The following is a 13,668-nucleotide window of genomic DNA, read 5'->3' as shown; positions in this document are numbered from 1 at the left end:
TGAAATGACAACGGGCCGGAGAGAGATCTCCGGCCCGTTTTGTTTCGGCATGCTTTCCGGCGTTATTCGCCGTAAGGCACCCAGATATTCTTGATCTCTGTCGCCGCCTCCAGGAACCGGCGGCTGTGGTCCGTGTCCCAATCCAGCGCCGTGCCATTGTTGACCCATGTGCGTTTGAGATTGCTGGCGGATGCCTTTTCGATCTCTGCCGACAGATCGGTGGAGGAAAAGCTCCAGACCGCATCGACGTTCATATGCGATGCCAGCGGCCCTGCCAGATCGACATGACTACCGGTCAGGATATTGACCACACCTGCGGGCACATCCGAGGTGTCCAGCACCTGATAGAAATCAGTTGCCGCCAGCGGGAAGGGCTCGGAGGCGGTCAGCACCACCCGGTTGCCCATGGCGATGGCGGGCGCCATCACCGAGACCAGACCCAGAAGCGGCGCCTCGTCCGCGCAGAGGGCGCCGATCACGCCAACGGGTTCCTTCATCGCCAGCGCCACGCCGCGGATCGGTACGCCATGCACCTGACCGTCGTATTTATCGGCCCAGGCGGCTGCGGTGAACAGGCGCTGGATCGAGGCTTCGACCTCCTTGGCGCCGCTGCGCCGCCCGGTCATGTGGTCAATGCGGTGGGCGAATTCCTCGGCGCGGGCAGAGAGGTTCTCTCCGATATAATAGAGGATCTGCGCCCGCAGGTGGCCGGTGGTCTTGGACCAGCCCTTGGCCCCGGCGGCGGCCTCGACCGCGTTGCGTACATCCTTGCGGCTGCCAAGGCCGACATAGCCAAGGATGGCGCCGGACCTGTCATGCACCGCGCGGGAGTATCCGCTGTCGGGGCGGGCCTGCTTACCGCCGATATACATCTTGGCGGTGCGGTCGATGGGATCGGCGCCGCTGCCCTGACCGGTGAAGCCTTTGACCTGCGCCAGCGCCTTGGATTTGGCGTGTGGCTTGGTATAGGCCGACAGCCCTTCCCAGCCCCCTTCGCGGCCAAAGCCGCTTTCGCGCACGCCGCCAAACCCGGCGGCGGCATCGAACATATTGGTGCCATTCACCCAGACCACGCCGCAGGCCAGTTTCGGCGCGATATCAAGCGCGAGGTTGACGTTCTCGCTCCAGACACTTGCGGCAAGCCCGTAACGGGTGTTGTTCGCCAGCTCGACCGCCTCGGCCGGGATGCGGAAGGTGCAGGAGACCAGCACAGGGCCAAAGATTTCGTCCTGCATCAGTCGGTCGGCGGGGGTTAGCCCTTCGATCAGGGTTGGACGGAAGAAACAGCCTTCCTCGGGTATGTCGACCTGGGCCTGATAGGTTGCGCCTGCGTCATTCGCGGCGACCAGATCGGTGATCGTTTTCAGCTGCATCGGGTCCACCACGGCGCCCACGTCGATGCATTTGTCCAGCGGATCGCCAAGGCGCAGCTTGTCCATGCGGGCGCGCAGTTTGGCGTGGAACCTCTCCGCGATGCTCTCCTGCACCAACAGGCGGGAACCGGCGCAGCAGACCTGCCCCTGGTTGAACCAGATCGCATCCACCAGCCCTTCGACAGCTGAGTCGATGTCGGCATCATCGAAAACGATGTAGGGCGACTTGCCCCCCAGTTCGAGCGTCAGCGCCTTGCCGCTGCCTGCGGTGGCTTCGCGGATGCGGCGGCCCACGGCGGTGGAGCCGGTAAAGGCGATCTTGTCCACGTCGGCAGCCACGACCATCTCGCCCACGGCGCCGTCGCCGGTAACGATGTTCACAACGCCCTTCGGCAGCCCCGCCTGACGGCAGATGTCTGCAAACAGCAGCGCGGTGAGAGAGGTATATTCCGCCGGTTTCAACACCACCGTGTTGCCCATGGCGATGGCAGGCGCCACTTTCCACGCCAGCATCAACAGCGGGAAGTTCCACGGGATGATCTGACCGCAGACCCCAAGGGCGGCGCGGTCCGGCAGTTCGCTTTCCATCAATTGGGCCATGCCCGCGTGATAGTAGAAATGCCGCTGCGCCAGCGGGATATCGATGTCCCGGCTTTCGCGGATCGGTTTGCCGTTGTCCATGGTTTCAAGCACGGCAAACAGGCGGCTGTGTTTTTGGAGCAGGCGCGCGATGGCATAAAGGTATCTGGCGCGACCCGGCCCGCCCAGTTTTTCCCACTTGGGCTGGGCGCTGCGCGCGGCGGCGACGGCGGTGTCCACGTCGGCCTGCGTTGCCTGGGTCAGGGTCGCAAGCACCTCTCCGGTGGCGGGGTTCTGGCTGTTGAAGCCATCGCCTGGCGCGGTGAAGGTGCCATTGATGAAATGGCCGAACCGGTCGCCCTGATCGACAAGCCAGGCGAGTGCCTCGGCGGCGCTTTCGGGAGCGGGGCCATAACTCATGGTGTCAAAGATCTCTTTCACGGTCATTTCAGCACTCCTCAGCCCATCGCGTGGCGGTAGCCCGCGGAATAGGCGCCGGTGACATGGTGTTCGAGCTGGCGTTCGATATCTCCCAGCAGGGAAGAGGCGCCAAAGCGGAACAGGTCGGGCTGCAGCCAGCGGTCGCCCAACTCCTCCTTGATCAGCGATAGGTAGACCAGCGCATCCTTGGCCTTGGAAATACCGCCAGCGGGTTTATAGCCAACGCGGTAGCCGGTGCGTTCGTGATAGTCGCGGATGGCGCGGATCATCACAAGGCTGACGGGCAGGGTGGCATTGACGCTTTCCTTGCCGGTAGAGGTCTTGATGAAATCGGCGCCCGCCATCATGCAGATCATCGAGGCGCGCGCCACGTTGCGCAAGGATCCCAGCTCTCCGGTGGCAAGGATCGCCTTCACATGGGCATCGCCGCAAGCGGCGCGGAAGGCTTTCATCTCATCATAAAGCGCCTGCCAGTTGCCACTCAGAACGTGGCGGCGCGAGATCACGATGTCGATCTCATGGGCGCCCGCCTTGACGCTTTCCTCAATCTCGGCAACGCGCAGATGGAAGGGCGACAGCCCAGCCGGAAACCCGGTGGAGACCGCTGCGACCGGAATGCTGGTGCCCTTGAGCGCGGCAACCGCCGGGGCGATCATGTCGTGGTAGACGCAAACGGCGCCGGTGGTGATATCCGGGGTGCCAAGCGCCTGTAGAATGTCCGCGCGCACTGGCTGGCGCGCCTTGGCGCACAGGCGGCGCACCCGCCCCGCGGTATCATCGCCGGAAAGCGTGGTCAGGTCGATGCAGGTGATGGCCTTCAGCAGCCAGGCGGCCTGATACTCTTTCTTGACGCTACGGCGTCCGGGCAGCGTCGCACAACGCCGCTCAATCGCCGAAGTATTGGCCTGCAGGCCAAGCGCCCAGTCCAGATCCAGCTCCATGCCGGGATTGCGCGGCTCACCGACCTGCGGCAGCTGCGCGTCGCCCGCGGCATTGGCCCGAGTGCTTTGCGCGGAGATGTGGCTTTCCATTGCGGGGATCCTCACCAAAGTTCTGCGCGAAAGTCGCACGGGTGCGGCATCTTGGCAAGCAAGCCGCCTGCTTTCCGTGCAGTAAATTGACCATTTGGAAAAACCGGCTTCCTTTGTTGAGAATAATTCGCATTTACATTGACAGTTTTGAGAATCGTTCTCATATTGCCTTCAACACCGGCCTGAAAACCGGCATGAAGGAGAACGAGGATGAGAGTTTCGCTCAATGGCCTGATGCGGCTTGCGCTATTGCTGGTACTGCCGCTGACACTGGCCTTTGCGGCGGGTCGCGCCGTGGCCGAGGCACCGCTGAAAATCGTAGCCACCACGGGCATGATCGCGGATGCCGCGCGCCAGGTCGGCGGTGATGCGGTTGAGGTGCGCGCCCTGATGGGGCCGGGGGTCGATCCCCACGCCTACCGGCAGACGCGGTCGGATATCGTGGCGATGACCCGGGCGGATCTGGTGCTGTATCACGGTCTCTACCTTGAGGCGCAGATGGAAAGCTTCCTGCACGATCTGTCCCGCAAGCGGACTGTGGTCGCGGTGGCCGAAGGTCTGCCAAAGGATCTCTTGCGGGCCCATGACGATTACGAGAACAAGTTCGATCCGCATGTCTGGATGACGCCGAACCTGTGGAAACGGGTGGTGATGGATATCGCCGCGGTGCTGAGCGAAGCCCGCCCGGCCGAGGCCCAAACCTTTGCGGCCAATGCTCAGGCACATCTGGCGGATCTGGACCGGTTGATCGCCTACGCGAGCAAAACGCTGGAAACCGTGCCGGAAAACAACCGGGTGCTGGTCACCGCACATGATGCCTTTGGCTATTTTGGCCGCGATTTCGGCTTCGAGGTGCTGGGCATTCAAGGCATCTCGACCCAATCCGAAGCGGGTCTGAATCGGATCGGTGAACTGGTCGATCTGCTGGTTGAGCGCAAAATCTCGGCGGTCTTTGTCGAAAGTTCGGTGTCGGACCGTTCCATGCGCGCCCTGATCGAAGGTGCGGCGGCGCAGGGCCACGAGGTGCAGATCGGGGGCGAGCTGTTCTCGGACGCGATGGGCGCCGATGGCAGCTATGAGGGCACCTATCTGGGTATGCTGGACCACAACGTGACCACCATCGCCGGGGCGCTGGGCGCAGATGTGCCAGAGCGCGGCATGGACGGCAAACTGTCGGCGGGGCTTTGATCATGACACAGACGGTTGAACTTGTGCGCGACGCCGGAGGGGACATCGCATCGACTTCCCCGGAAAACAGCCCGCTGGCCATTCGCGGCCTCACCGTTACCTACGGAGAGAAACCCGCTGTCTTCAGTGTCGACATGACGGTCGAGCCGGGCAAGATGACGGCCATCATCGGACCCAACGGGGCGGGTAAATCGACCCTTTTGAAATCCGCACTTGGGATCGTGCCGCCGGTGTCCGGCCGGGTGCAGGTCTTTGGCCGCCCATTGGAGGCAATGCGCGCCCGCATCGCCTATGTGCCGCAGCGCGCCAGCATCGACTGGGACTTCCCGACCCGTGTTATCGACGTAGTGATGATGGGGCTCTATCGTGAACTTGGCCTCTTGGGCCGGATCCGGGGTCATCACCGGACCGTGGCGCGCGATTGTCTGGATCGGGTCGGCATGGGCGATTTCGCCGACCGCCAGATCGGCCAGCTTTCGGGCGGCCAGCAGCAGCGGGTGTTCCTGGCCCGCGCACTGGCGCAGGATGCGGACCTGTACCTGCTGGATGAACCCTTTGCCGGGGTCGATGCGGCGACAGAAAAGGCCATCATCACCGTCCTGAAATCCCTGCGCGCGGCAGGTAAGACGGTTGTGGTGGTGCACCACGATCTGGCCACCGTCGCGGAATATTTCGACAATGTCTTCCTGATCAATACGCGTAAGGTCGCCGAAGGTCCGGTCGCCGAGGCCTTTACCGCGGAAACCCTGCAGGCCGCCTATGGCGGGCGCCTCGCGACGGCGCAGATCGATCAGCTGGCGGCGGCAAAGGTCTGATCCCATGTTGATGGACGCGCTTTTCCTGCAATTGGGCTATAACGCCACGCTGGTCTCCCTTGGGGCGGCCCTTTTGGGCGGCGCAGCGGGTATCACTGGCACCTTCCTGTTCCTGCGCAAACGGGCGCTGGTCAGCGATGCGGTCAGCCATGCAACCCTGCCCGGTGTTGCCATTGCCTTTTTGGTGATGGTGTTCCTGGGCGGTGACGGGCGCAACCTGGCCGGGCTGCTGCTCGGGTCTGCCCTGTCGGCGGCGCTGGGCCTCTGGTGCATGAACTGGCTGACCCGCAACACCCGTCTGGCCGAGGATGCTGCCATCGGCGCAGTCCTGTCTGTATTCTTCGGGTTGGGGATCGTGCTGTTGACGGTGATCCAGACGCTGGGCGTGGGACGGCAGGCGGGGCTTGAGGGCTTCCTTCTGGGATCGACCGCCGGCATGCTGTTCAGCGATGCGATGATCATCGCCGCAGGCAGTGCAGCGGCCCTGCTGGTGATCCTCCTGACGCGGCGACCGATGATGATGGTGGCCTTTGACCCCGAATATGCCGCTGCGCGCGGCCTGCCGGTGCACCGCATCGACCTTTTGATGATGGGACTGGTCATGGCGGTGACCGTGGTGGGGCTAAAGATCGTCGGCCTGATCCTGATCGTCGCCCTGCTGATCATCCCCGCCGTCACCGCCCGTTTCTGGACTGAGCGTTCGGATCGTGTCGTGGTCTATGCGGGGCTGGCAGGCGGTGCCTCTGCCTATGTCGGCGCAGCGATTTCCGCCTCGGCGCCCAACCTGCCGACCGGGCCGATCATCGTGCTGGTCAGTTTTGTGCTCTTTGCCCTGTCTCTGCTTTTCGCCCCCGGGCGCGGCGTGTTGGCGGCGGTGCTGCGCCACCAGCGGTTCCAGCGCCGGGTGCATCTGCGGCAGGGATTGCTGGCGCTGGCGCAGGGGCAACCGATCTACGAACCGCTGACCCTGCGGCTGTTGCGCCGCGCTGGATTGGTGCGCGCCGACGGAGTGGCCACCGACAAGGGACGCGCCCGCGCCGCCAAGGCCTTGCGCGACGAAAAACGCTGGGAACTGGTGCGCAGCGATCTGGCGCATGAGGCCGCCGCTGCGCTCTATGACGGGCTGCGCGAGATCGAGACCGTGCTGACCCGCGATCAGATCAGCGAAATCGACCGCCGCATCGGCGGCCCGCAGGAGGTTCCCGCAGGATGATGGGCTCTGAATTCGTTCCCCTTTCGCTGACGCCGCTGCTGATCGGTACATTTGCCGCCGTGGCCTGCGCGCTGCCGGGCAATTTCCTGCTGCTGCGCCGACAGGCCCTGATCGGGGATGCCATCAGCCATGTGGTGTTGCCGGGCATCGTGGTGGCCTTCCTGCTGACCGGAGCGATTGCGGCCGGGCCGATGCTGCTGGGCGCGGCGGGTGCAGCCGTCACCGCCGTCATCCTGATCGAGGCGGTGCGCCGTCTGGGCCGGATTGAGCCGGGCGCGGCCATGGGGGTGATCTTTACCACCATGTTTGCCGCCGGTGTGCTGCTGCTGGAACAGACCGATACCTCCACCGTGCATCTGGACGTGGAACATGCGCTTTATGGCAACCTCGAAAGTCTGATCTGGCTGGATGCTACCGGCTGGTCCTCTCTCTGGGATGCCGAGGCGCTGCGCTATCTGCCGCCGGAGCTGCCCCGCATGGGGCTGACACTGCTGGGCGTGGTGGCCTTCATCGCGCTGTTCTGGCGGGCGTTGAAAATCTCGACCTTCGATGAAGGGTTTGCCCGTACACTGGGGATCCGTACCAATCTGCTGGGGCTGGCGCTGGTGATCACTGCTGCAGTGGCGGCGGTCGCGGCCTTTGATGCGGTGGGGTCGATCATCGTCATCGCCATGTTTATCTGCCCGCCCGCCGCGGCACGGATGATGACCAACCGGCTGGAGGCGCAGATCGGCTGGAGCGTCGTTTTTGCGGTGCTGTCGGCGGTGCTTGGCTATGTTCTGGCGGGCTATGGGCCGCTGTGGCTGGGCGGTACGGATGCGGTCAGCGCGGCGGGCATGATCGCTGCCGTCTCGGGCATGATCCTGGCGGTGACGGCCCGGTTCGGCCCTTGTCGCCGTCGCGCGGGGGCGCCTGCCGGAGGGTAATCCGCCGCTGCCTCGCGCGCTTTGCGGGTGGCAGAATCGAAGGGCTCCATGCTAAATTTTGCGGTATGAGCAGCCCAGACCCCCAAATCCGCGACAATTCCCGCCCCGTTATCCGGCAGCTGGAGGACAGCGCCATCAACCGGATCGCGGCGGGTGAGGTGATTGAACGCCCCGCTTCGGCCGTGAAGGAATTGGTGGAGAACGCCATCGACGCAGGCGCCACGCGGATCACGGTGGAGATTGCCGATGGCGGCAAGACCCTGATCCGGGTCACCGATGATGGCTGCGGCATGACGCCCGAGGATCTGCCGCTGGCCCTGTCGCGTCACGCGACCTCGAAGATCGACGGATCGGACCTGCTCAACATCCATACCTTCGGCTTCCGGGGCGAGGCGCTGCCCAGCCTGGGCGCCGTGGGACGCCTAACCATCACCAGCCGCGCCGCAGGCAATGATGCGGCGCAGATCCGCGTTGCAGGCGGCGGCATGGAGCCGGTGAAACCCGCCGCCCTGCGCGCGGGTACAGTGGTCGAGCTGCGCGATCTGTTCTACGCCACCCCGGCGCGGCTGAAATTCATGCGCACAGACCGGGCCGAGGCGCAGGCGATCGGCGATGTGATCAAGCGCCTCGCCATGGCCGAACCCTCTGTTGGCTTCACCCTGCGGGATGTATCCGGCGGCGGCGAGGGGCGCGTCACCTTCCGCGCCGATCCCCTGTCTGGCGATCTGTTCGATGCGCTGCACGGGCGGCTTAGCTCGGTGCTGGGGCGGGAGTTTGCCGAAAACGCGCTGAAGATCGACGCCACCCGCGAAGGTTTGCGGCTTTATGGCTACGCGGCGCTGCCGACTTATTCCCGCGGCGCGGCGGTGGCGCAGTTCCTCTTTGTGAACACGCGTCCGGTGAAGGACAAGATGCTGACCGGCGCCCTGCGTGCGGCCTATTTCGATTTCCTCAGCCGGGACCGCCATCCGGTGGCGGCGCTGTTCATCGATTGCGATCCGACCCTGGTCGATGTGAACGTGCATCCCGCCAAATCTGAGGTCCGCTTCCGCGATCCCGGGCTTGCCCGAGGGCTGATCGTCTCGGCTCTGCGGCACGCACTGGCCGAGGCTGGGCATCGCGCCTCCACCACCGTGGCCGGGGCGACGCTGGGCGCCATGCGCCCCGAACAGGCCACCCCGCAGTCGGCGCCATATGTCTACCAGATGGACCGCCCGTCGATGGGCGCCCGCACGGCCGCCTATAGCGCGCAGCGACCGGATTACGTGCCGGTGCCGCCCTATCAGCCCTCTCCGCCGCCGCAGAGCCAAGGCTTTGCCGAGATGCGCAGCGCCTTCAGCGGGCAGACCATCGAAGAGCCCGTGCAGCCCGCAGAACCGGGCATGCAGGAGGCGCAGGCCGAGGCCCTGCCATTGGGCGCAGCGCGCGGCCAGGTGCATGAAAACTACATCATCGCCCAGACTTCCGATGGCATGGTGATCGTCGATCAGCACGCCGCGCACGAGCGGCTGGTCTATGAAAAGCTGAAGCGTCAGATGGGTGAAAACGGTGTCGCGGCGCAGGCGCTGCTGATCCCGGAAATCGTCGAACTCTCCGACAATGACTGCGCCCGCTTGCTGGCGGTGGCGGATGAGCTGGGTAAATTCGGTCTTGGCATCGAGGCCTTTGGTGGCAACGCCGTGGCGGTGCGGGAAACCCCTGCAATCCTCGGAGAGGTCAACGCCGAGGCCATGGTGAAGGACATCCTGGACGAGCTGGACGATCAGGGCGAAAGCCAGCTGGTTCAGGCAAGGCTGGAGGCGATCCTGAGCCGGGTGGCCTGCCATGGTTCGATCCGATCCGGGCGGCGGATGCGCGGCGAAGAGATGAATGCCCTGCTGCGAGAAATGGAGGCAACGCCCCATTCCGGCCAGTGCAACCATGGCCGCCCCACCTATGTGGAGCTGAAACTGGCCGATATCGAACGTCTGTTCGGACGCACGTGATGGACAGCGTGGAGGAGGCCTTGGCAGCCATGGATCAGGTCGGGCCGCTGGCCCTGATGGCGGGCGGCTTTGCGGCGCTGCTGATCCTGTTGCTGTTCCTCTCCATGCGCGCCTCGGCCCGCGCGGCCTCGGCGGTGGCGCCGATTGCGCAGCAGATGGAGTATCTGGGACAGTCCGTGCAGCAGCTGCGCGGCGGTTTGCAGCATGTGTCGGATATGCAGGCCAACGCGCAGGTGCAGATGGTGCAGACGGTGGAGGCACGGCTGACGGATGTGCAGCAGCATATGAACGATAGGCTGGCCGACAATGCCCTGCGTCAGGCCCGCGCCATGGCCGAGATGCAGGAACGCATGCAGGAAAGCCTGCACGGCAGCGCCAAACGCACGGTGACCTCTCTGACGCAGTTGCAGGAGCGGCTGGCGACCATCGACAAGGCGCAGGACAATATCACCAAACTGTCGGGCGATGTGCTGAGCCTTCAGGATATCCTGTCGAACAAGCAGACCCGGGGCGCCTTTGGTGAGATCCAGCTGAACGACATCGTCTCAAAGGCACTGCCTGCGGATGCCTATACGCTGCAGGCGACGCTCAGCAACGGCAAGCGTGCCGATTGTCTGGTGCATCTGCCGAATCCGCCGGGGCCGATCGTGATCGACAGCAAATTCCCGCTCGAACCCTATGAGGCGCTGCGCCGGGCCGAAACCCAGGACGAGCTGGCCTATGCGGCGCGGCAGATGAAAACGGCCTTGCGGGCGCATATCCGGGCGATATCCGAGAAGTACATCATTGAGGGCGAAACCGCCGATGGTGCGATCCTGTTCCTGCCTTCCGAAGCGGTCTATGCCGAGCTGCACGCCAATTTCACCGGCGTGGTGCGCGAAGGGTTTGCGGCGAAGGTCTGGATCGTCTCGCCCACCACCTGCATGGCGACGCTGAACACCATGCGCGCGATCCTAAAGGACGCTCGCATGCGCGAACAGGCGGGGGCCATCCGCAGTGAGCTGGGCCTCTTGCACCGCGATGTGGAACGGCTGGGAGAGCGCGTCGTCAATCTGGATCGGCATTTTGCGCAAGCGGCCAAGGACGTCGCCGAGATCAAGATCAGCGCTGATAAGGCCGGGCGCCGGGCGCAGCGACTCGACAACTTCGACTTTGAAGAGATCGACCAGGGGGCGGATCCAACCGGGACCGTGGTCCCGCTGGAGCATCCAGAGAGATGAGGGGCAGCGCAGCGGACCGGGAGTTGTGGCGACAGGCTGAGGTGGAGGCCGAGCGCGTCGTCTCAGTTCTGCGGATCGGGGTGTCGCTGGGGCTGTTGCTGATCTTCTTTCTCACCGTCTGGGACAATGTTGAAACGGTGGAAAGCTACCTGCGTCGGCAATGGCTCTTTGCACTGGCAACCATGTTTTCCTACCTGCTGCTGGGACTGTTCACCCTATGGCGCGCGCGCCGGGGGATGTTTCGCGGCTGGATGATCTGGACCGGCGTGACCTTGGACTGCGCCTTCCTTCTGGTGAATGCCTGGGTGGGGCTTGAGAATACATCCCTGCCGGGGGGCGTGACCTTCCTGCTGCCACCGATCTGGCTGGTACCGGGGGTGCTGGCCTTTGCGGTTCTCCGGTTCAATCCGTATCTGCAAGCTTATACGGTGCTTCTGATCGTGACGGGCCTGTCCCTGATGGTCTTCTGGCAGCCCGAACAGGTGCCGGTGCAGGCAGCGGAGCGGGCACTGTTCCTATTGTCCTTGCCCCCTAATATCATCCGCATTTCCATGATTGCCTTGGCCGGCATTGTTCTTGTCGTGGCCGCCTACCGGATGCGTGGGCTTTTGCACCGCTCGATCACCGAGGCGCAGGCGCGCACCAATCTGACCCGCTACCTGCCCGCCCAGTTGGCCGGTCGCCTCGCGGGCGGCGGGCTGGAGGAGTTACGACAGGGGCAGCGGCAGCAAATGGCGGTCCTGTTCATCGACATCCGCAGGTTCACCAGCTGGTCCGAGGGGCGCGATCCGCAGGAGGTCAGCGCCTATATCACCGAATTCCGCCGCCGGGTGCAGCGGGCTGCGGCGTGCAGCAACGGCTTGATCGACAAATACATCGGCGATGCCGCGATGATCCTGTTCGAAGGTGAGGAAGGGGCGCAGCGAGCGCTCGATTGCGCCGGGGCGCTGGATGAAGAACTGCAGCGCTGGACGGCCTTGCGTCTGGAGGCGGGGGAAGGGCCTGTCGAGGCGGGGATCGGCCTGCACTGGGGCGAGGTCTTTTCCGGGGTGGTCGGCAATGCCGAGCGTTTGGAATACAGCGTCTTTGGCGATACAGTGAATATCGCGGCGCGGCTGGAGCAGCTCACACGGCAGGCAGATGCCCGGATCATAGCCTCTGCCGCCCTGTTTGACGCCGCCGGAGCAAAGCCCGCGCGCGACGGCTGGATTGCCCTGCCACCGGTGCATCTGCGCGGGCGCAGCAGCGGGCTCGACATCTTCGGATGGGGACAAGGCGGCTTTGCCCCAGATCAAAGACCCGGAGGGGACACTGCTGTCTGATACCGGGAGAACCGCGAACAGCAGGAGACGAACAATGTTGGAGATTTCCGCCCGCAAGGTCGCCCAGGTGGCGATGATGGCCCGGGAACTGGACCGGGCCGAAGGGGAGCTGCGCGCCTTTATCGACCGGATGAGCGTCGATGAGCAGGCCGAACTGACCGCGATCATGTGGATCGGTCGCGGCAGTTTCGAGGCGGAAGAGCTGTCAGAGGCGCTTGCGACGGCTCGCAGCGAAGCCACCACCCCGACCGCCGATTACCTTATCGGAACGCCGCATCTGGCCGACAATATTGAGGCCGGGCTGGAGGCCATCGGTGTGGATGTCGGTGATATCGAAGACGATGTGATCGGTCGCTGAAGGGCGCCTCACAAAAAAAAAGACCCGCCTGAGCGGGTCTTTTGTGTTGGCAGAGCTGTTTGGTTCAGCCTGCGTGGTCGATGATTTCCAGATGCTGGGCCAGCTTGCCGATCTCGCCCATCCATTTTTCGATCAGCTTGGGATCGCTGGGGGCGGCGTGAACGCCGGCCGGGATCTGGCGGTTCATCACGGCCTCGATGGCAAAGCTGACCGGATAGGACACAAGGCGCGCCATGGCGGTGCTGCGCTCGTCGCCCCAGGCATCCATCACATAGGTCTTGTGCCAAACGACCTTGCCGTCCTTTTCCGCCTTCAGGCTGACGCAGAGCACGACCCGGTCCGCTTCACCTTCGTCATAGGCGTTTTCGTCCCAGAACTGGTCGGACATCTCTTTCAGGCGGGCATCGCCTGCTTCGCCTTCCAGGGTCTCGACTTCCTTGAAGACATCGGCCCAGGCCTCGGACCAGCCGTTGAGGCGCAGGGTGCCGCGCACGAATTCCTTCACCGGCCAGGCCTCTTCGAACTCGTATTGCGCCATGAAGGGCAGCGAGTCGCGGTTCGGGTAGACCTCAAAGCTTTCAGGCGTGGGCAGCGGCGCGTCATAGCTGCTGATCGCATCCCATGGCCGGTCCACGCGCAGCTCGGAATAATCCCGCACCGACCGCGAGGGTGAACGCAGCGCCTTCAGCACGCCGAGCGGTGACCAGCTGAATTTATAGCGGAATGGGTTCGGGGTCTTCGGAATGCCACCGCAGTAAGAGATAAAGCTGATGTGGTTCTCGGCATCATAGGCGTCCGATGCCTTGTAATCCTGCACAAGCGCGTGGGCCATCAGGTGGTCGATGCCGGGATCAAGGCCGACCTCGTTCACCAGGGCCACGCCTGCTTCGCGCGCCTTGTCATCCAGCGCGCGCATTTCCGGCGCAATGTAGGAGGAGGACACGAAATGGGCGCCTTTGGAGATCGCCAGTTCGGCCAGCTCCACGTGCCAGTCGCCAGGCAGCATTGAGACGACAACGTCCTCCGGGCTCAGCATCTGGGCCAGGTTGGCGATGGAAAAGGCGTGAATGTTGGTGGTCAGATCGCCCACCGCTTCGCGCGCCTTTTCGGGGGTGCGGTTCCACACCGCAACGTCATGGCCCGCCTCCAGAAGGCGGCGCAGGCCGGGGATGGCCGACAGGCCGGTTCCGCACCAGTGGATGGTCATGAGTGGTACT

At 64.1% G+C, this 13,668-nt stretch carries 11 protein-coding genes; 8 read left to right on the top strand and 3 right to left on the bottom strand.

Translation table 11 applies throughout. From position 1 onward, the window contains the following. Positions 1 to 62: 62 nt before the first annotated feature. Positions 63 to 2,399: an aldehyde dehydrogenase family protein gene (locus C6W91_RS01710; RefSeq protein ID WP_065271802.1), complete on the bottom strand. Its 2,337-nt coding sequence runs from the start codon at positions 2,397 to 2,399 to the stop codon at positions 63 to 65. A gap of 11 nt (positions 2,400 to 2,410) precedes the next feature. Then, entirely contained in the window at positions 2,411 to 3,424 is a 1,014-nt protein-coding gene (deoC, locus tag C6W91_RS01705) for a deoxyribose-phosphate aldolase (RefSeq protein ID WP_065271801.1), read from the bottom strand. A gap of 210 nt (positions 3,425 to 3,634) precedes the next feature. Between deoC and C6W91_RS01700 the strand changes: the two genes are divergently transcribed. The 8 genes from C6W91_RS01700 (at position 3,635) to C6W91_RS01665 (ending at position 12,451) form a co-directional block, all read left to right on the top strand. Further along, positions 3,635 to 4,612 carry a metal ABC transporter solute-binding protein, Zn/Mn family gene (locus C6W91_RS01700; protein WP_370570406.1) on the top strand — a complete coding sequence of 326 codons (978 nt, stop codon included), beginning with the start codon at positions 3,635 to 3,637 and terminating at the stop codon, positions 4,610 to 4,612. A gap of 2 nt (positions 4,613 to 4,614) precedes the next feature. Then, positions 4,615 to 5,427 (top strand): metal ABC transporter ATP-binding protein, encoded by an 813-nt coding sequence (locus tag C6W91_RS01695; protein WP_082996046.1) that lies wholly within the window; start codon positions 4,615 to 4,617, stop codon positions 5,425 to 5,427. A gap of 4 nt (positions 5,428 to 5,431) precedes the next feature. Continuing rightward, positions 5,432 to 6,640 (top strand): metal ABC transporter permease, encoded by a 1,209-nt coding sequence (locus C6W91_RS01690; protein ID WP_065271799.1) that lies wholly within the window; start codon positions 5,432 to 5,434, stop codon positions 6,638 to 6,640. Beyond that, a complete protein-coding gene (locus C6W91_RS01685; protein WP_065271798.1) occupies positions 6,637 to 7,566 on the top strand; it encodes a metal ABC transporter permease in 930 nt (309 codons plus the stop codon). Before C6W91_RS01690 ends, C6W91_RS01685 begins: the two co-directional genes overlap by 4 nt. Before the next feature lie 65 nt (positions 7,567 to 7,631). Then, complete coding sequence (mutL, locus tag C6W91_RS01680; protein WP_274839841.1) at positions 7,632 to 9,551, top strand: DNA mismatch repair endonuclease MutL; 1,920 nt, start codon at positions 7,632 to 7,634, stop codon at positions 9,549 to 9,551. Next, positions 9,551 to 10,771: a DNA recombination protein RmuC gene (locus C6W91_RS01675; RefSeq protein WP_082996045.1), complete on the top strand. Its 1,221-nt coding sequence runs from the start codon at positions 9,551 to 9,553 to the stop codon at positions 10,769 to 10,771. The genes mutL and C6W91_RS01675 overlap by 1 nt, the downstream gene beginning before the upstream one ends. Beyond that, positions 10,768 to 12,093: an adenylate/guanylate cyclase domain-containing protein gene (locus C6W91_RS01670; RefSeq protein ID WP_065271796.1), complete on the top strand. Its 1,326-nt coding sequence runs from the start codon at positions 10,768 to 10,770 to the stop codon at positions 12,091 to 12,093. Before C6W91_RS01675 ends, C6W91_RS01670 begins: the two co-directional genes overlap by 4 nt. Before the next feature lie 34 nt (positions 12,094 to 12,127). Beyond that, positions 12,128 to 12,451, top strand: a complete 324-nt coding sequence (locus tag C6W91_RS01665; RefSeq protein WP_065271795.1) for a DUF3775 domain-containing protein — start codon at positions 12,128 to 12,130, stop codon at positions 12,449 to 12,451. A 64-nt stretch (positions 12,452 to 12,515) separates the two neighbouring features. Here C6W91_RS01665 and C6W91_RS01660 read toward each other — a convergent pair whose 3' ends face one another. Then, positions 12,516 to 13,658 (bottom strand): saccharopine dehydrogenase family protein, encoded by a 1,143-nt coding sequence (locus C6W91_RS01660; RefSeq protein WP_065271794.1) that lies wholly within the window; start codon positions 13,656 to 13,658, stop codon positions 12,516 to 12,518. Between the last annotated feature and the right edge of the window lie 10 nt (positions 13,659 to 13,668).

Origin of the sequence: Phaeobacter sp. SYSU ZJ3003, assembly GCF_041300735.1 — a bacterium.
In the GTDB taxonomy this organism is placed as follows: domain Bacteria; phylum Pseudomonadota; class Alphaproteobacteria; order Rhodobacterales; family Rhodobacteraceae; genus Phycobacter; species Phycobacter gallaeciensis_A.
Note: the sequence above shows the minus strand (reverse complement) of the source record. Positions and strands in the feature narration are given on the sequence as shown.